This is a genomic window from Kitasatospora sp. NPDC056181 (genome assembly GCF_042266225.1).
Classification (GTDB): domain Bacteria; phylum Actinomycetota; class Actinomycetes; order Streptomycetales; family Streptomycetaceae; genus Kitasatospora.
In genome coordinates, this window is record NZ_JBHJUK010000074.1 from 14,430 (window position 1) to 31,500 (window position 17,071).

At 74.3% G+C, this 17,071-nt stretch carries 16 protein-coding genes and 1 riboswitch; of the genes, 5 read left to right on the forward strand and 11 right to left on the reverse strand.

What is annotated here, in order from left to right:
* Positions 1-90: 90 nt before the first annotated feature.
* Positions 91-675 (forward strand): TMEM165/GDT1 family protein, encoded by a 585-nt coding sequence (locus ACFC1F_RS25495; RefSeq protein ID WP_376161582.1) that lies wholly within the window; start codon positions 91-93, stop codon positions 673-675.
* A gap of 7 nt (positions 676-682) precedes the next feature.
* Here the strand turns inward: ACFC1F_RS25495 and ACFC1F_RS25500 are convergent, their stop codons facing one another.
* Positions 683-1,969, reverse strand: a complete 1,287-nt coding sequence (locus ACFC1F_RS25500) for a peptidoglycan-binding protein (protein ID WP_376161584.1) — start codon at positions 1,967-1,969, stop codon at positions 683-685.
* A 422-nt stretch (positions 1,970-2,391) separates the two neighbouring features.
* On the opposite strand from ACFC1F_RS25500, the gene ACFC1F_RS25505 reads away from it, so the two are divergent.
* A complete protein-coding gene (locus tag ACFC1F_RS25505) occupies positions 2,392-4,473 on the forward strand; it encodes an MFS transporter (RefSeq protein ID WP_376161586.1) in 2,082 nt (693 codons plus the stop codon).
* A gap of 82 nt (positions 4,474-4,555) precedes the next feature.
* On the opposite strand, the gene ACFC1F_RS25510 is transcribed toward ACFC1F_RS25505, so the two are convergent.
* Complete coding sequence (locus ACFC1F_RS25510) at positions 4,556-5,032, reverse strand: MarR family winged helix-turn-helix transcriptional regulator (RefSeq protein ID WP_305852855.1); 477 nt, start codon at positions 5,030-5,032, stop codon at positions 4,556-4,558.
* A 59-nt stretch (positions 5,033-5,091) separates the two neighbouring features.
* Here ACFC1F_RS25510 and ACFC1F_RS25515 point away from each other — a divergent pair, with 59 nt between their 5' ends.
* Entirely contained in the window at positions 5,092-5,469 is a 378-nt protein-coding gene (locus ACFC1F_RS25515) for a cupin domain-containing protein (protein ID WP_376161587.1), read from the forward strand.
* 149 nt (positions 5,470-5,618) lie between these two features.
* A complete protein-coding gene (locus tag ACFC1F_RS25520) occupies positions 5,619-5,951 on the forward strand; it encodes an antibiotic biosynthesis monooxygenase (protein WP_148645357.1) in 333 nt (110 codons plus the stop codon).
* A gap of 250 nt (positions 5,952-6,201) precedes the next feature.
* Here the strand turns inward: ACFC1F_RS25520 and ACFC1F_RS25525 are convergent, their stop codons facing one another.
* Together ACFC1F_RS25525 and ACFC1F_RS25530 are read right to left on the reverse strand one after the other, a co-directional pair.
* Positions 6,202-6,981 carry a class I SAM-dependent methyltransferase gene (locus ACFC1F_RS25525; protein ID WP_376161590.1) on the reverse strand — a complete coding sequence of 260 codons (780 nt, stop codon included), beginning with the start codon at positions 6,979-6,981 and terminating at the stop codon, positions 6,202-6,204.
* A 146-nt stretch (positions 6,982-7,127) separates the two neighbouring features.
* A complete protein-coding gene (locus ACFC1F_RS25530; protein ID WP_376161592.1) occupies positions 7,128-7,733 on the reverse strand; it encodes an NADPH-dependent FMN reductase in 606 nt (201 codons plus the stop codon).
* Between the two features lie 146 nt (positions 7,734-7,879).
* Here ACFC1F_RS25530 and ACFC1F_RS25535 point away from each other — a divergent pair, with 146 nt between their 5' ends.
* Complete coding sequence (locus tag ACFC1F_RS25535) at positions 7,880-8,728, forward strand: helix-turn-helix domain-containing protein (RefSeq protein ID WP_376161594.1); 849 nt, start codon at positions 7,880-7,882, stop codon at positions 8,726-8,728.
* 454 nt (positions 8,729-9,182) lie between these two features.
* Here the strand turns inward: ACFC1F_RS25535 and ACFC1F_RS25540 are convergent, their stop codons facing one another.
* The 7 genes from ACFC1F_RS25540 to ACFC1F_RS25570 all read right to left on the reverse strand — a co-directional run bounded on the left by ACFC1F_RS25540 (position 9,183) and on the right by ACFC1F_RS25570 (position 16,740).
* Positions 9,183-10,130: an ECF transporter S component gene (locus ACFC1F_RS25540; RefSeq protein WP_376161596.1), complete on the reverse strand. Its 948-nt coding sequence runs from the start codon at positions 10,128-10,130 to the stop codon at positions 9,183-9,185.
* Positions 10,127-11,737, reverse strand: a complete 1,611-nt coding sequence (locus ACFC1F_RS25545) for an ABC transporter ATP-binding protein (RefSeq protein WP_376161598.1) — start codon at positions 11,735-11,737, stop codon at positions 10,127-10,129. Before ACFC1F_RS25545 ends, ACFC1F_RS25540 begins: the two co-directional genes overlap by 4 nt.
* A complete protein-coding gene (locus ACFC1F_RS25550; protein ID WP_376161600.1) occupies positions 11,734-11,880 on the reverse strand; it encodes a hypothetical protein in 147 nt (48 codons plus the stop codon). The genes ACFC1F_RS25545 and ACFC1F_RS25550 overlap by 4 nt, the downstream gene beginning before the upstream one ends.
* Positions 11,877-13,007 carry a CbiQ family ECF transporter T component gene (locus tag ACFC1F_RS25555; protein WP_376161602.1) on the reverse strand — a complete coding sequence of 377 codons (1,131 nt, stop codon included), beginning with the start codon at positions 13,005-13,007 and terminating at the stop codon, positions 11,877-11,879. The genes ACFC1F_RS25550 and ACFC1F_RS25555 overlap by 4 nt, the downstream gene beginning before the upstream one ends.
* 447 nt (positions 13,008-13,454) lie before the next feature.
* A complete protein-coding gene (locus ACFC1F_RS25560) occupies positions 13,455-14,120 on the reverse strand; it encodes an SCO2322 family protein (RefSeq protein ID WP_376161604.1) in 666 nt (221 codons plus the stop codon).
* Between the two features lie 194 nt (positions 14,121-14,314).
* Entirely contained in the window at positions 14,315-15,598 is a 1,284-nt protein-coding gene (locus ACFC1F_RS25565; RefSeq protein ID WP_376161605.1) for a prenyltransferase/squalene oxidase repeat-containing protein, read from the reverse strand.
* Positions 15,599-15,702: 104 nt separating this feature from the next.
* A riboswitch (cobalamin riboswitch) is annotated at positions 15,703-15,776 on the reverse strand.
* 280 nt (positions 15,777-16,056) lie between these two features.
* A complete protein-coding gene (locus tag ACFC1F_RS25570; RefSeq protein WP_376161607.1) occupies positions 16,057-16,740 on the reverse strand; it encodes a TetR family transcriptional regulator in 684 nt (227 codons plus the stop codon).
* Between the last annotated feature and the right edge of the window lie 331 nt (positions 16,741-17,071).

A 17,071-nucleotide genomic window follows, 5' to 3' on the forward strand; every position in this document is an offset into this window, starting at 1 on the left:
GACCGAGGGAATCCAACCTCCGATGAGCGAGCGAACCGTCCGAAGGTGCGTACGGGCGAATGCCCCTGTCGAGCGAAGCGGGGCGGGCGCATGAGCCTGACCGTGCTCGCCGTCACCTTCGGCATCATCTTCCTGGCCGAACTGCCGGACAAGACTGCCCTGGCCAGCCTGATGCTCGGCACCAAGTACCGGGCGGGCTACGTCTTCGCCGGTGTCGCCGCCGCCATGGCCGTCCAGGTCGGCCTCGCCCTGGTCGCCGGGCACCTGCTCTCGCTGCTGCCGCACCGCTGGGTGGAGGGCGTCACCGGCCTGCTGTTCCTGGCCGGCGCCGCCATGCTGCTCTTCCACGGCGGGGAGGACGAGGACGGGCACGCCGCCAAGGAGCCGTCCGCCAACAGCTTCTGGAAGGTGGCCGGGGCCAGCTTCGCGGTCGTCGCGATCGCGGAGTTCGGCGACCTCACCCAGATCATGACCGCCAACCTGGCCGCCAAGTACGCCGATCCGCTGGCCGTGGGCCTCGGGGCCTGGCTGGCGCTGTGCGCCGTCGCGGGGATCGCCATCGCGGGCGGGCAGAAGCTGCTGAAGTACGTGCCGATGAAGGTGATCATCCGGGTCGCGGCCGGTGTGATGATCCTGATGGCCGGGGTCAGCATCTTCCAGGCGGTCACCGGCTGACGAAGGGTCAGCAGCCCGGGTCGGCCTCCAGTGCGGCCCGGGTCTTCGGCCCGTAGACGTTGTTCTCGCCCTTGATCCGGTTGTAGCGCTGGAAGTCGTTCAGCACCGTCTGGGTCCAGTAGTCGAACGTGCCGGTGATGATCGACTTGTCGACGATGCCGCACTCGGCGGCCCACAGGCGCTGCTGCATGTCCTTGACGTCCGGTCCGGTCATGTTCAGCTGGAGCACCCGGATCGTCGGGGACGCGGTGGGCGTCGGGGTGGTCGCCGTGGGCGTCGGCGTCGGGCTGGCCGACGGGCTCGGCGCCGCGGGCGGCGGGGTGGTGGGTGCCGGGGGAGCGGCCGCGGGCGGCGGGGTCGCGGCCGTGGGGGCGGGCGCCGCCGTCCTGGTCGGGCTCGGCCGGGCCGTCCTGGTCGCCGTCGGGCTCGGGGCGTCGCTGGTGGACGGCGGTGCGCTCGGGCTCGGCTCCGGCGGCTTGGTCGGGTCGACCGGCGGGGGCGCCAGGGTCGTCGAGGGCGCCGGCTGCGCCTGGTGGCTCGGCTCGTCGGAGGGCGTCACCGCGTACGCCAGGCCGACGGTGACCGCCAGCAGTCCGGCGCCGGCGGCCACCAGCAGCCCCTTGCGCCGGGCCGACACGCCCCCCTCCGCCTGCTCCGCCGCGCGCCGGGCGGCCCGGCCGCCGGTGCCCGCCGCGGCCCCGGGGGCGGCGGGCGGTGCGGAGTGGGTGAAGGGGAAGAGGCCGATCTCGTCGCCGTCGGCGGGGGGGAGGTGCTGGTCGTCCTGGGGCGCCGCCATGACCGGGGGCAGCACGGTGGTCGCGTACGCACCGGCGTCCGGCCCGGCCGGCGGGACCTGCGGGAGGACGGTCGTCGCCTGCACCGAGGGCGGCGCCATCGGGCCCGGCGGCGTCATGGGTGCGGTCGGTGGCATCGGTGCCACAGGTGCCGTCGGCGCCTGGAGCGGCTGCTGCTGGAACGGCGGTTGCTGGACGGGCTGCTGGAACGGCGGTTGCTGGAGCGGCGGTTGCTGGACGGGTGGCAGCAGGGCGGTGGCGAACGGGTCCGCCGCAACGCCGCCGCCGGCCTGAGCGCCACCGGCCTGGACGCCGCCGGCCTGAGCGCCGTTCGGCGGGGCGTCCGCGACCTGTCCGGCGGTCTGCGCCACGTACGGCCGGACCAGCGGCGGGCCTTCGAGGTGGGGCAGGACGGTGGTCTCGGTCAGGCTCGGGTCCGGGAGGCACCGGCACCCGGCGGAGCGTGCGGTGCCGCACGTCGGGCAGTGCTGGTCCGGCATCGGCCGGTCCTCCTCGGTCTCGGATCAGTTCTCGCGTTGCTCCCCCTGCGCGTTCCCGGGCGTCTGCTCCCGGACGCCTGCTCGGACGTTCTCTCGGACGCAGGTGCCCGGACGCGTGTTCCCGGGGGCGAACGCGCCTGATTATGCAGGACGTCCCGGACGGTGGGACAGGGGCGTCCGGCCCGCTCTGGGGGTGTTGTGCCGGTTGGTGGCGGTTGGGACTTGATGAACGGTCGGCGGGGCCGGAGTGTCACCCGGATGGCCGCCGCTCTTGCGTTCGGCTCAACTGAACGGCGCAAACCAGGGCATTTCTGACAGCATGGTGAACCGGGAGTGATCGACCGCACGGACCCCCGGCCGTCCGGGGCCGGCAACCCCGGGCCCGCGCCCCGCCCCAGGCCCGCGACCCCTACGGAGACCCCATGACGGATCCGATCGCCGCGTCCGACCGGAGCCCCGCGAGCGAGCCGGGCCCGCCGGAGGCCGCCGTCCCCAGGCTCTGGGTCCCGATCAGCGCCCTGCTGCTGGCGATGCTGCTCGCCGCGCTCGACCAGACCATCGTCTCCACGGCACTGCCCACCATCGTCAGCGACCTGGGCGGACTGGAGCACCTCTCCTGGGTGGTCACCGCCTACATGCTCGCCTCGACCGCGGCCACCCCGCTCTGGGGCAAGCTCGGCGACATGTACGGCCGGAAGCGGTTCTTCCAGGCCTCGATCGTGATCTTCCTGCTGGGCTCGGTGCTCTGCGGCATCGCCCAGAACATGGGCGAACTGATCGCCTTCCGCGCCCTGCAGGGCCTCGGCGGCGGCGGGCTGATGGTGCTTTCGCAGGCCATCGTCGGTGACCTGGTCTCACCCCGGGACCGCGGGAAGTACCAGGGCCTCTTCGGCGCCGTCTTCGGCGTCACCAGCGTGCTCGGCCCGCTGCTCGGTGGCCTCTTCGTGGACAACCTCAGCTGGCGCTGGGTCTTCTACATCAACCTGCCGATCGGTGTGGTCGCCCTGGTGGTGATCGCCGCCGTGCTGCACGGGACGGAGGTGAAGCGGCGGCACCGGATCGACTACCTGGGCACCGTGCTGATCGCCTCGGTGGCCACCTGCCTGGTGCTGATGACCTCCCTCGGCGGTACGACGTGGGAGTGGAACTCCTGGCAGATCGTCGGCCTCGGCGTGCTGGGCCTCGTCCTGCTGGTCGCGTTCGTGCTGGTCGAACGGGCCGCCGCCGAGCCGGTGCTGCCGTTGCGGCTGTTCCGCTCGCGGACGTTCAGCCTGGTCGCCGTCATCTCCTTCGTCGTCGGCTTCGCCATGTTCGGCGCGCTCACCTACCTGCCGACCTTCCTCCAGGTGGTCATGCAGGTCTCGCCGACCATGTCCGGCATCCACATGCTGCCGATGGTGCTGGGCATGCTGGTCACCTCGATCGGCTCCGGCCAGATCGTCGCCCGCACCGGCCACTACCGGATCTTCCCGATCGCCGGAACGGCCGTCACCACCGTGGGCCTGCTGCTGCTCTCCCGGCTGGACGAGCACAGCAGCACCTTCGAGATGAGCTGCTACTTCCTCGTCTTCGGCCTCGGCCTGGGCCTGGTGATGCAGGTGCTGGTGCTGATCGTGCAGAACTCCGTCGGCTACCAGGACCTCGGCGTCGCCACCGCCGGCGCCACCTTCTTCCGCTCCATCGGGGCGTCCTTCGGCGTCTCCGTGTTCGGCACCGTCTTCGCGTCCGGGCTGAACGACCGGCTCCAGGACGCCCTCGCCGGGGTGCCGCTGCCGCCCGGCTTCAGCCCCGGGGCGGTCACCTCCGACCCGCGCGTCATCGCCGGGCTCCCGACCGACGTGCAGGACGCGATCTACCACGCGTACGCCGAGTCGATCACCCGGGTCTTCCTGTACGCGGTGCCGGTCGCCGTCGTCGCCTTCGTGCTCTCGCTCTTCCTGCGCGAGCAGAAGCTCCGCTCGACGGTCACCGCCCCCGACCTCAGCGAGTCCATCGGCCTCAACCCGGTCGAGCGGTCCTCGTTGGACGAGATCGCCCGCGCCCTCTCGGTACTGAGTACCCGGGAGGCCCGCCGCGACCTCTTCCGGCGGATCACCGAGGGCGCCGGACTGGACCTCAAACCGGCCTCCAGCTGGCTGCTGTTGCAGATGTACCACCACGGCTCGGTCGAGCCCGCCGAACTGGCCGAGCGGCGGATCGTCCCGATGGCGGTGATCGACGAGGCCGTCCGCGAGGTCGAGGGCGGGGGGCTCGCCTCGCGCACCGGCGGTCTCCCGCTGCGGCTCACCGAACCGGGCGAGGAGGTGGCGCTGAGGCTGGTGGCCGCCCGGCGGGAGCAGCTCTCCGAACTCCTCGGCGACTGGGACGAGAAGCAGTACGCGGACCTCGCCGACCTGCTGACCCGGCTCTCCTCCGCCCTCTGCGCCGACGAGCGCGACCGACCGGACCGGCCGGACCTGGTCGGACCGGAGCACCCGTACCACGCGGAGGGACGTTCGTTCTGAGTGCGGCCGCCTCATCCCTGAGGGCGAACCGCCCTCAGGGCGAGCCGTGTTCAGGGTGAACCGCCCTCAGGGTGAACCGCCCTCAGGGCGAACCGAACCAGCGAGGGGTGTCGAGGCGGAACGGGTCGCCGGGGGCGAGTGCGCGCAGGTCCGACTCCAGGGCGCGCAGCCGCTCCTCGCCGAGCGTCTCGGACCACTGGGTGCGCAGCTCGTCGAAGATCCGGGCGGAGCGGACGAGGCAGTCGGTGCCGCGTGCGGTGAGCCGGACCACCTTGCGGCGGGCGTCGTCCGGGTCGCTTCCGCGCTCGACGTAACCGAGCTGTTCGAGCTGCTCGACGGTCTTGCCGGCGGCCTGCTTGGAGACGCCCAGCCGGCGGCCGAGCTCGACGGCGGTCGTGCCGCCGGGACCGATCGCCTGGAAGACGAACCCGTGCATCGGGCGCAGGTCCGGGTGGCCCTCGCGGGCGATGCGCTCGTGCAGCTCGTCGATGATCAGGCGGAAGGCGAGGAGGAGGCGGAGCGGCAGCTCGAAACCCGGGGGTGCGGAGTCGCTTGACAAGATGGACAACCTCATTGACTATATAGACAACTTGATTGTCCATTGTAGGGGGTTCACGCATGACCGTCATCCGCAGCACCGAAGCCCGTCGCACCGAGACGCCCAACGCCGTGATGACCACCCTCGCCTCGCCCACCCAGGGCGGCGCCACCAACTCCCTGTGGCGGGTCGAGATGAAGGAGGGCGGGCAGGGCCCGCTGCACGTATTCGACGCCGAGCAGATCTGGGCGGTCGTGTCCGGCGGCGCGACCGTCGAACTCGGTGACGACACCCTCACCGTGGCGGCCGGTGACACCGTCGTCCTGCCGGCCGGGGTGGCGCGCCGGATCACCGCCGAGGCCGCTTTCAGTGCCGTCGTCACCGCGCCGGGCGGCGCCCGGGTGTTCAAGGTGGGCGACCCGGAGGAGGACCGCTTCACCCCGGGGTGGATCGCCTGACCTTCGCCTGACCTTCGCCGGCCTCCGTCCGACCTCCACGGATCTCCGCCCGGCCTTGGTCCGGCCGGTGGTGTGTGGTGTAGCAGACTGCTGCTGACACACATCAGAACCGCGGCCCGCACGGGCCGCGGTGAACGAGGAGGTGCGGCGTGTCCGTCGTGAAGATCAACGTGCTGACCGTTCCGGCCGAACAGCGTGAGGTGCTGGAGAAGCGCTTCGCCTCCCGGGCCGGGGCCGTCGAGAACTCGGACGGCTTCGAGTGGTTCGAGCTGCTCCGCCCGGTCGAGGGCACCGACAGCTACCTCGTCTACACCCGCTGGCGCAGCGAGGAGGACTTCAAGGCCTGGATGGAGGGCCCCATGCAGGCCGCCCACCGCCAGGGCCCGCCGCCCGCCGAGGGCGAGGCCCCGCAGCGCCCCGCGGCGACCGGCTCCACCCTGTGGTCCTTCGAGGTCGTCCAGTCGGCCGGCCCCAAGGCCTAGTCCGGCCCGAAGGTCTGGTCCGGCCCGAAGGCATGGTCCAGCCCAATGGCTTGGTCAGGCCCGAGCCTTGGTGCGGCCCCAGGGCCTGGTCCGGCCCTTTCTTCGCGGGCCCCGGCCGGACGTACCGGTCGGGGCCGCGGAGGTCACCACACCGCGGCCGCCGCATCCGGCGCCGCGCCTGCTCGTCCTTCGGTCCCCTCCCTGACGGGGTGGGGACCGAAGTGTTTTCGATTCCGCTTGGCGCGATGCCTCACAGCCGCCGGACGCGCAGCACGCCGGTCAGCATCGGGAGGGTGAACTCGCCGTGGGTGGTGTCCGGTTGACCCGCGAGGTAGGCGAGGACCCGGCCGAGCGCGGCCTCCCGCTCCTGCTCCGGCATGACCAGCATCCCGGCCCTCGTCGCGAGGGTCGCCACGAGGGACTCGGCGGTGCGGCGCTGCCCGTGCGGGAACTCGGCCTGCTCCGGTGAGCCGAACCGGGCGGCCGCGTCCGTCTTGGGAAGGTGCATCCCGGCCGTCTCGGCGCGCCAACTGGCGGGCGTGTCGCGGGGACCGATGGCCTCGACCGGGCTGACCCGCGTGAGCCCGGCGACCCACTCGACCCGGTCGTCCAGGAGGTTCCACAGGCCGGCCAGGACGCCGCCGGGTGCCAGGACCCTGGCGATCTCCGGTCCCGCGACCGCCATGTCGAACCAGTGCATGGCGTTGCCGGCCAGCACGACGTCGACGGAGGCGTCCGGCAGCGGGATCGCCTCGGCGCTGCCCTGCAGGGCGCGGACCGTCGGCAGTCCACGGCGCAGTTCGGCCAGCATCGCCGGGTCGGGCTCGACCGCCGTGACCTCGGCACCCGCCGCGACCAGCGTGGCGGTGAGCTTGCCGGTTCCGGCGCCGAGGTCGAGCACCCGGAGGCCGGGCGCGGGTTCGATCGCCCAACTCACCGCGGCCTGCGCGTAGTCCGGGCGGTGTTCGGCGTACGCGCCCGCCGCCGTGCCGAACGACGAGCTGAGGAGTAACTGATCGTCCTGTTTCATGCGATCACGGTATCCGTGCCACTCCCGGCCGACCACCCCTCCTCGCCACCTCCTCACCACTTCGACGACGGCTGTCCGGCGGCGCAACGACGCGTCTCCGGGCCCGGGTTGACGGAGGGTTCCGGCGCCCCGGGGTGTCGGACGGGTCACCGGCCGGCGACGTACGGGCGGTCGCGGCGGGCGTCGTGAAGGACCGCAGCCCACCAGTGCAGTTGGTCGAGCAGGACCTTGGCCGAGCCCTCCGGCTCCTCCGGGGCGATGAGGGTGCCGTCCGGCGAGAAGAGCAGGTAGTAGCGGGGGAAGGAGACGTACTCCCGGACGGTGTGGGCGTGCAACTCGTTGAACACCTGGCGCAGTTGCTCGATCGCCAGCAGGCCGCCGCTGGCGCCGCTGTAGCCGACGAAGCCGATCGGCTTGGCCTGCCACTCGGTGTAGTGCCAGTCGATGGCGGCCTTCAGGGCGGCCGGGAAGCTGCGGTTGTAGTCGGGCGTCACCACGACGACCGCGTCGGCGGTCCTGAGCCGCCGGGTCAGCTCGGCCATCCCGGCGGGGCGGGGCAGGTCGGGCTGCATCGCCGGTGGCACGGAGGGCAGTTCGAGCGGGATGTCGAAGTCCGCCAGGTCGATCAGGTCAACGGCGAACTCGCCGTGCCGTCCGGCCTGTTCGGTGAACCAGTTCGCCACGACCGGGCCGAAGCGGCCGTCCCGGACACTGCCGACCAGCACTGCGAGGTTGAGTCGTTCATTGGACATGGGGGTGCTCCGTGGGTTGTCGGGTGGCCCGGGGCGGGCCTGACGACTCCAATCTGCCGGGCGGGACGATCCGGGAGGGAGACCGGCTGGAGAGTGGTAGTGGCAGGGCCACGATCCGCTCCGGGGACGGGTGTTACGTTCGGCGGGTGAGCGACAACGAGCTGGGCCTCTTCCTCCGCCTCCGCCGTGAGGCCGTCACGCCGGCCGAGGCCGGGCTGCCCGTCGGACCGCGGCGGCGTACGCCCGGACTGCGTCGCGCGGAGCTGGCGACGATCGCCGGGGTCAGTGTCGAGTACGTCACCAGGCTGGAGCAGGGGCGGGACCGGCGGCCGTCACCTCCGGTGCTGTCGGCGCTGGCGGACGCGCTGCGGCTCACCGCCGCCGAGCGGGTCCACCTGCACCGGCTCGTCAAGGGTGCCGATCCGGGCTTCAGTTGTACGGGAGGCGCCGGGCCGAACCGGGTGGTCCGGCCGACCGTGCAGGCCTTGCTGGACCACCTGGAACCGGCTCCCGCCCTGGTGTTGAACAGGCTGAGCGAGATCCTGGCCTGCACGGAAGGCTACCGGCGGCTGGCCGGGCCGGTCGGACTGCTGGACGGCAGGCGGCCGAGCCTCGCGCGGTTCGTCTTCACCGATCCGCGGGCGCGCGCGGCCTATCCGGACTGGGACCGGGTCGCCGACGAGCAGGTCGCCGCCATCAAGCAGGGACCGGGGCGGTCGGACGCCCATGTCGGCGCGTTGATGGACGAGTTGACCGTCGCGTGCGGAGCGGAGTTCTCCGGCCGGCTGGAGTCCGTGCCCGGGCTGCCGCAGGCGAACGGGCTCACCCGGGTCGTCCACCCGGAGGTGGGGGAGCTGCGGCTCGCCTACGAGACGCTCGAACTGCCCGCCGACGACGACCAGCGGATCGTCGTCCACCTCCCGGCCGACGAGGCGACCGCCGCCGCACTCGACCGCCTCACCGGCCGCCGCCCGGGTGCCCTGCGGGCGGTCTGAGGGCTGCGGTGGAGCCGGACGGTTGCCACGGACTGCTGCTACGGACTGTGGTGGCGACGGACTGCGGTGGCTTCCGCCGGTACTGCGGCGGCTCCTGTTGCCTCAGGCCCTGCACGGCGTGGCGGCCCGGTTGTACCCTCGCTCGTGCCGTCGGTCCGGGAACGCCGCCATGTCGAGCGCAGTTCGCCGAACGCCTCGACTCCCGGGACCAGCGAACGCGGCAACGTCGAGCGCCGCGACGGCCTTGGTCCCCGTGCAGAGAACGGCGGCCACAACCGACACCAGGGTGGCGTCGGCCAAGGAGAACGGATCGATGCTCAACACGGACCCGTCGCCTTCGCGGGTCGGATCGGTGACCCGGTGCAATCCTGACCGGCCCACTGCCGGTCCAGTCCCCTTCCCGTCCGGTCCCCGTTCCGGGCCGGTCCCCGTTCCCGGCCGGGTGGTTACGTCCCTACGGTGCCTCCCCGGGCGGGCGGAACTCCACCGGGGCGGCGAACGCGGCGCGGCGGCTGGCCCGGCGCAGGGCGCGCAGGAGGGGGGTGCCGAGGCTGAGGCAGAGGACGACGGTGAGGGCGGCGCGGGGGAGGTCCCAGCCGAGCGAGGTGGTGAGGCAGTAGGCGGCGAAGCGGACCAGGTTGGCGGAGACCGGGTCGCCGGGGACGAAGGAGATCGAGCTCGCCAGGCCGGCGATGTAGGGCCAGCCCTGGAGGTTCATGACCGTGCCGTAGAGGACGGAGGCCACCGCCCCGTACCCGGCCAGCAGGGCGAGTTCGCGGCGGCCGCGCAGGGTGGCGGGGCCCGGGAGCAGACCGGCGCCGAGGCAGACCCAGCCCATGGCGAGCATCTGGAACGGCAGCCAGGGGCCCACTCCGCCGGTCAGCAGGGCGGAGGCGAACATCGAGAGCGAGCCGAGCACGAAGCCGAAGCCCGGGCCGAGCACCCGTCCGGACAGCACCATGAGGAAGAACATCGGCTCCAGCCCGGCCGTGCCGGCGCCGAGCGGGCGCAGGGCCGCTCCCGCGGCGGCCAGCACGCCGAGCAGGGCGACCGACTTGGCGTCCAGTCCCGGAGCGCCGCCGCCCGCCGTGCGGCCCTCGGAGATCTGGGCGACCACGACGGCGAGCAGCAGCGGCAGGAGCAGGGCGAACAGCCAAGGGGCGTCGGTCGCGTGGCCGACCAGCGCGGAGTCGGTCGCGGCGAGCAGCGGCCAGCCGAAGGCGGCCACGCCGACCAGGGAGGTGAGGAGCAGCGTCGCGACCGAGCGGCGGCCCAGGGGGACGGGGCGACCGAGGGGGAGGGTGTTGGGGGGAGGGGCCGGGCTGCCGGGTGGGGTCGGGTTGCCGGGTGGGACGGGGCCGTCGGGAGGGACGGGGCCGTCGGGAGGGGTCGGGCGGCTCATCCGGCGCTCCCGTCGAGGGCCCGCTCGACCTGGTGGACGGTGAGCCAGGGGGAGGGGGTGAGGATCTTGGCGACCTGCGGGGCGAACGCGGGCGAGGAGACCACCACTTCGGGCGTCGGACCGTCCGCGACGATCTCGCCCTCGGCCAGGATCACCGTGCGGTGGGCGAGTTCGGCGGCCAGTTCCACGTCATGGGTGGCGAGCAGGACGGCGTGGCCGTCGGCGGCGAGCGCGCGCAGGATCTCGACCAGGCGGGACTTGGCGGCGTAGTCGAGGCCGCGGGTCGGCTCGTCGAGCAGCAGGAGCGGGGGCCGGGCGGTGAGGACGACGGCCAGGGCCAGGGTGAGCCGCTGGCCCTCGGAGAGGTCGCGGGGGTGGGTGGTGTCGGCGATGCCGGGCAGCAGCCGTTCGACCAGGGCGCGGCAGGTGCCGGGGGTGGCGCCCGCGTCGGCGTCGGCGGCGGCGCACTCGGCGGTGACGCTCTCGCCGTAGAGCAGGTCGCGCGGGTCCTGGGGGACGAGTCCGACCTGGCGGATCAGGTCGGCGGGCCGGCTGCGGTGCGGGGTGAGCCCGCCGACCCGGGCACTGCCGGCGGCAGGCGCGTGCAGGCCGACCAGGGCGCCGAGCAGGGTCGACTTCCCGGCGCCGTTGCGGCCCATGAGCGCGGTGATCTCGCCGGGGTGGAGGGCGAGGTCCACGCCACGGAGGGCGGGGACGGGGCCGCGCCTGACGGCGAGGCGTCCCGTCTCGGCGACGGGCGTGCCGGTGGGCGCGGGAGCGGCGTCCGGGTGCAGGCCGTCGAGCCGTGCGCGGAGGCCGGCCGCCTTGCGGCGGGCGTCGCGGACGGAGAGCGGCAGCGGGTCCCAGCCGGCGAGCCGGCCGAGGCCGACCACGGGCGGGTGGACGGGCGAGTGCGCCATCACCGCGGCGGGCTCACCGAGGACGGGTGGCGCGCCGGGGGTGAGCAACAGGACCTGGTCGGCGTACTGGACGACCCGCTCCAGCCGGTGCTCGGCCATCAGCACGGTGGTGCCGAGGTCGTGGACCAGCCGCTGCAGCACGGCCAGCACCTCCTCGGCGGCGCCCGGGTCGAGCGCGGAGGTGGGCTCGTCCAGGACCAGCACGCGCGGGTGGACGGTGAGCACCGAGCCGATCGCGACGCGCTGCTGCTGGCCGCCGGAGAGGGAGCCGAGGGCGCGGTCACGGAGGTCGGCAAGGCCGAGCAGGTCGAGCGTCTCCTCGACCCGGCGGCGCATCACGTCCGGGGCCAGGCCCAACGACTCCATGCCGTAGGCGAGTTCGTCCTCGACCGTGTCGGTGACGAAGTGTGCCAGCGGGTCCTGGCCCACCGTGCCCACCAGATCGGCGAGTTCGCGCGGCCGGTGCTCGCGGGTGTCGCGCCCGCCGACGGTGACCCGGCCGTGCAGCACGCCGCCGGTGAAGTGCGGGACGAGGCCGCTGACCGTGCCCAGGAGGGTGGACTTGCCGGAGCCCGACGGGCCGACCAGCAGGCAGAGTTCGCCCTCGGGGATCGTCAGGTCGACACCGCTCAGGGCGGGGGCCGCGGCGTCGGAGTACTGGACGGAGACCTGGTCGAAGGTGATCACGAGGCCCTCCGGGGCTGGTGCGGGGTGGTGGGCCGGGTGGTGGCCCGGTGCGGGGTGGTGAGCCGGGCGGTGGCTCGGGTGGCGGCCCGGTGCGGGGTGGTGGGCCGGGTGGGGGTGGCCATGAGGTCCTCCGGGGTGGTCACGAAGCCCTCCGGGGTGGTGGCGGCGCGGCGAACGCCGGGACCAGGCCGATCAGGACGGCGACCACGGCGGCCAGTGGCAGGGTGGGGGCGGTCGGCGGGACGACGGTGGGGGCGAAGGCGGCCGGGTCGCGCGCGGACAGCCAGATCGTCAGCCCGGCCACGGCCACGCCCGAACCGGCGGTCAGCCACTCCGGCAGCGCCCACGGGTCGGGCCGGTAGCGCGTCCTGGTGGAACGGCGTCCGCCGAGCAGCAGTCCGGTGAAGGCCGCGGCCAGGCCGAGCAGCAGCACGGGCAGGGCCCAGCCGGTGCCGCCGGCGGTCAGCAGCCCGTACGTGGCGAGGCAGACGCCGAGCAGGCCGGCCAGGGTGAGCGCGGCGGTGGTGCGGGCGAGACGCGGCGGGATGTCGGTGGTGCGGCCGAAGCCGCGGGTGTCCATTGCAGCGGCGAGCGCCACCGAGCGCTCCAACGCGCCCTCCAGGACGGGAATCCCGACGCTCAGTACGGCGGCGATGCCCCGGTCGGTGCGCCCGCGCAGACGGCGGGCGGCCCGCAGCCGCCGGACATCGGCGACCAGGTTCGGCGCGAAGGTCATCGCCACGACGACGGCCACGCCCGCCTCGTAGAGCGCGCCGGGAAGCGTGCGCAGCAGGCGGGCCGGGCTGGCGAGGGCGTTCGCGGCGCCGACGCAGACCAGCAGGGTGGCCAGGCGCAGGCCGTCGTAGAACGCGGCGAGGAGACCCTCGACGGTGACCCGGCCACCGATCCGCACGCCCTGTGCCCAGGTGGGCAGCGGCACCTCGGGGAGGGTGAAGAGGACGTGCGTCCCCGGGACCGGCGAACCGAGCACTACGGCGAACACCAGGCGGATGCCCAGCACCAGCAGTCCGAGCCGGAGGAACGCGCCGTACGAGCGCGACCACGGCGCATCGCCGCGGCGGGCGGCCACGACGTAGCCGGCCACGGCGGCGAGGAGCAGGAGGATGAGCGGATTGGTGGTGCGGGTCGCCGCCGCGCCCAGGCCCAGCGCCCACAGCCACCAGGCCCCGGGATGCAGTTGGCGGGGGCCGATGGGCGGGCGGCGGGAGCGGGCGGCGCGGGGCGGGCCGGCGGCGCGGGGTGTGGTCACGGCGGAGGGGGTCCAGGTCGGCGCGGGTGGGCTGGGGGAGGGAGCGGTTGGCGGGTCGCGGGGTGATGGGCCGGTGGGCGGTGGCCGGTGGCCGGTGGCCGGTGGCCGGTGGGCGAGCGGGTCGGCGGATGGGCGGCGGCTGGTGGGCTGGGGCGTTCGCGGGCGGGCGCCGGGCGCCGGGCGCCGGGGGCCGGGCGCTGGGGGCTAGGCCCGGAGTGGGAAGTCGACTGGGCCGACTTCCCACTCCGGCGTGTTCGCGGTGGGGCCGTTATCTGTAGACCGGTCGGTATATATGGACCGGTCTACATATGTAGACCGATCGGTATATTCGATTCATGCCGGCCGGGTTGGCCGGGTTGGCCGGGTTGGCGGGGTTGGCCGGGTCGACTGAGTCGGCCAGGTTGGCCGCGTCGGCATCTATGGACCGGTCTACATATTCGCCCGGGTTCACCGTCGTCGGCGCACCTGCCAGACGGCGCCCGCGGCGAGGGCGGTGACGAGTACGGCGCCGCCGATCACTCCGAGGTCCGGGCCGTCGGAACCGGGCGCGGGATCGTCGCGGACGGCGACGAGGGTGGCCTCGGACGAGGGCTGCCCGGCTGCGCCGAGCTGGTCGGCGCACCCGGACTTCGGGTAGCCGGCGATGGCGCACAGCAGTCCGTTGCTGTCGTACCGCAGCGGCGGGGCTACGGTGGCCAGCACCTCCGCCGAGCTGGCGTTGCCGGGCACGACGGCGCAGGCGGTGCGGCGTCCGGGCGGGGTTTCGCCGGCGGAGTCGGCGGCGGTGCCGAAGTCCAGGACCACGCCCACCCGCTTGCGCCCCTGCTGCTCGGGCGTGGCTCCGCAGATGGTGGCGAAGTCCGCGTCGGTGCCGGGACGGGCGGCGTCCCGGCCGCCGTCCGGACTGACGGCGAAGCGCCACCCGTCCACGCCGCCGTCCTGCGGCACGTAGACCGTTGGCCCCTGCTGCTGGTACGCCCAGGCGCTGCCGGACCACTTCCAGAACGACCAGTACCGGTACCCGGCGGCCTGGGCCGGGGCCGCCCCGAGCACCAGCAGGATCAGCACCCCGGCCACCACCCCGGCGACGAACCGGACGACCGCGGGCGTCACCCGCCGGCCACAGCGGACAGCCGCCCCGGCCGACCCGCTCAGGCCGGCCGAGTCCGACCGGTCCCCCGGGCACCCGCTCGCGCCGGTCGACCCGCTCGCGCGGGCCGTCCCGTCCGGGCCCGCCGTCCCGTCCGGGCCCGCCGTTCCGCCAGCGCCGGCCGACCCGTCCGCGCCGGCCGGCTCGCCGGGGCTGGTCACAGCTTCGGGCCGCGCTTGCGCTGGAGGCTCAGGACCAGGCCGCCGCCGATGCCGATGAGGAGGCCGACGCCGATCAGCCACCACTGGCTGATGCCGCCGTCCTTCTTCTCCTCCTTCGCCGGAGCAGAGGCCGAACCCGAAGCCGCCGGGGCGGCCGCCTTCGGCGCCGGGCCGAGGGCGGTCAGCTGCGCGACCAGGTCGCCGCCGAACGAGGCCGGGTCGCGGTGGGCGGCCTGGGCGACGAGCAGCAGGCTGGCCGTGGCGGCGGCGTCGGTGCCGCCCTTGGTCCAGGTGGTGCCCTCCTTGGCCAGCCAGTCGACCGCGCCGGCGGCCTGCTGCGGGTGGCCGCCCTGGATCAGGCCGAGCGCGGCCCACGCGGTGGCCGTGTGGTCGGGGGTGGGAGCGGCACCGGGGGTGGTGAGGGTGAGGTGCTGCCCGCCCGCCGCGAGCTGCGCGGTGACGTAGGCGCCGGCGGCCTCGCCGGAGTCGGCGCGCGGCACGGCCGTCGACGTGGCGCCGGTGGCGCCGGTGGAGCCGTCCGCACAGACGAGCGCCTTGGGCGCGGCGTCGGTCCGGTTGGTGTTGGTGACCGGCAGCTTCCCGCCGGCCGCGGCCAGCGAGGCCTGGCCGGTGGCGAGGGCGTTCGGCTCGAACGTGCCGTCCGGCTTGGGCTGGTAGGCGAAGGCTCCGCGCTGGTCGGCCGGGGCGGCACAGCCGAGCTGGAAGAGCGCCAGCCCGTCGAAGGCGTTCTTTCCGGCCTTGGCGACGCCGGCCGGGTCCACCTTGGCGGCGAACAGGGCGCTGACGGCGAGACCGGTGGAGTCGGCGTCGCCCGGGCTGCCGGGGTTGTAGGCCCAGCTGCCGTCCGCGTTCTGGTTGGTCTTCAGCCACTGGACGCCCTTGTCGACGGCGTCCTGGTGCCCACCGAGCGCGACCAGCGCCTGGATGGCGAGGGTGGTCGCGTTGCTGTCCTCGGTGGTGGCGTCGCAGGCCGCGGTGGCGTCCGCGCGGAACGAGGGCCAGCCGCCGTCCGCGCACTGCTGGCCGGTGAGCCAGGAGACGGCGGAGTCGGCGGGCGTCACCTTGGCGCCGGCCAGCGCGGTGAGGGCGAGCGACTGCCGCCACACGCCGTCGAACTGCGGGTCGCTCTTGCCGTACAGGCCCTCGGGGACGGTGACGGCACCGGGCGAGGGGCTGTCGGCGAGGGCCGGTGCGGCGGCGGTGCCGGTGAGCAGTGCGGCGGACAGGGCGGCGGCGCCCAGACGGGCGGCGGTGTGCATGGTGGAGATGAGCCTTTCGGTGAGCGGTGGCGGCCCGGGGGCCCTCCGTAGTCCTCGACGGTGCCGGGCACGGGTGTGCCCGGTCCGGCCGCTCGCCCCTCCCCGGGCACTCCGACTCGCCCGGCTGTCCACCGGGCTCACGGTTGCGGGTCAGTGCCGGATTCGCACCGGCTTTCCCCGGAGGAGAAGCGGGATGGAGTTGTCCTGCGGGTCGACTCTAGCCGCCGTTCGGCGCCCGTCCGACCCGCCCTGACGAGAACAGGTTCCACTTGGGCGGGGTGCGTGGCGGCACGGCGGTGGGACGCCGGCGGCGGAGCGGCGCCTCGGTGCTGACACGGCACCGGCACGGCGTCCGCCGGGCACCGGCGGTGCGGCCGCCGCGGCGGTGGCGGGCGGGCGTCGGGCCGGTGTCAGGGCGGCGGCCGGCCGGCGGAGCGGCAGCCGCCGGGGCCGGGCGGTCAGGGCAGCGTGAGCAGTCGGGCGGCGGTGTTCAGGTCGGCGCGGACCTCGGCGATCGAGGACCGGCCGGAGAGCCAGGACACCAGCGCCGAGTGCCAGGTGTGCTCCATCACCCGGACGGCGGCACGCTGGCTCTCGGTGGGCGGTCCGGACTGGCCGATCGCGTCCAGGATCAGCTGCCCGGTGGCCGTGCTCACGAGGTCCACCTCGGTGCTGACCGAGCGGTCGGCGAAGGAGAGCGCCCGGACCATCGCCTCCGCGAGCAGCGGTTCGCGCTGGAGCGCGTGGAACGCCCGGGTGAGCGTCTCGGCGACCCGCGGCGCCGGTTCGCGCTCGGCCGGCGGGTGCCGCCGGACCTGCTCCTGGAGGCCCTGCAACTGCTCCAGCATCACCGCGACCAGCAGATGTACCTTCGACGGGAAGTAGCGGTACAGGGTGCCGAGCGCCACCTGCGCGCCCTCCGCGACCTCCCGCATCTGCACCGCCTCGTACCCGCCGCGGGCCGCCAGCACGGTCGCGGACCGCAGGATCCGGTGGCGCCGCTCGGCCTGTCGGGCGGTCAGCGGCGGGCCGTCGGGGGGCGGTACGGCGGAGGGCGCGGTGGCCGGTGCGGGGTGCGTCGCGGGGGCCGGCGCCGGGTGCGCGTCGGCGGGCGTCGCGGGGTTCGGCACGGGGTTCGGCACGGAGCCCGGTGCGGTGCGGGGAGCGGATGGTGCGTCGGCGGGCGGTGCGGCATTCGGTGCGGCTGGCGAGTGCAAGGGTGCTCCCGGTGCGCGAGAGTGGCGGGGTGCTCCTGGAGTGCCGGAGCAGGTCCGGAACAGCTCCGGAGCATGCCGGGCCGGCCGGTCCCGCGAGGTGGGTCCGGCAGGTCGGTCGGGTGCTCCGGCGTGGCGTGAATCACCAGCCCTGGCTCCTGACGGGAAGCTACGGGCCGGTATCTTCGAGGTCTCTCATTGTTCACATGGTCACTGGTGAACTCCACACCACACTGAAACCTGATCTACTTTAGCGACC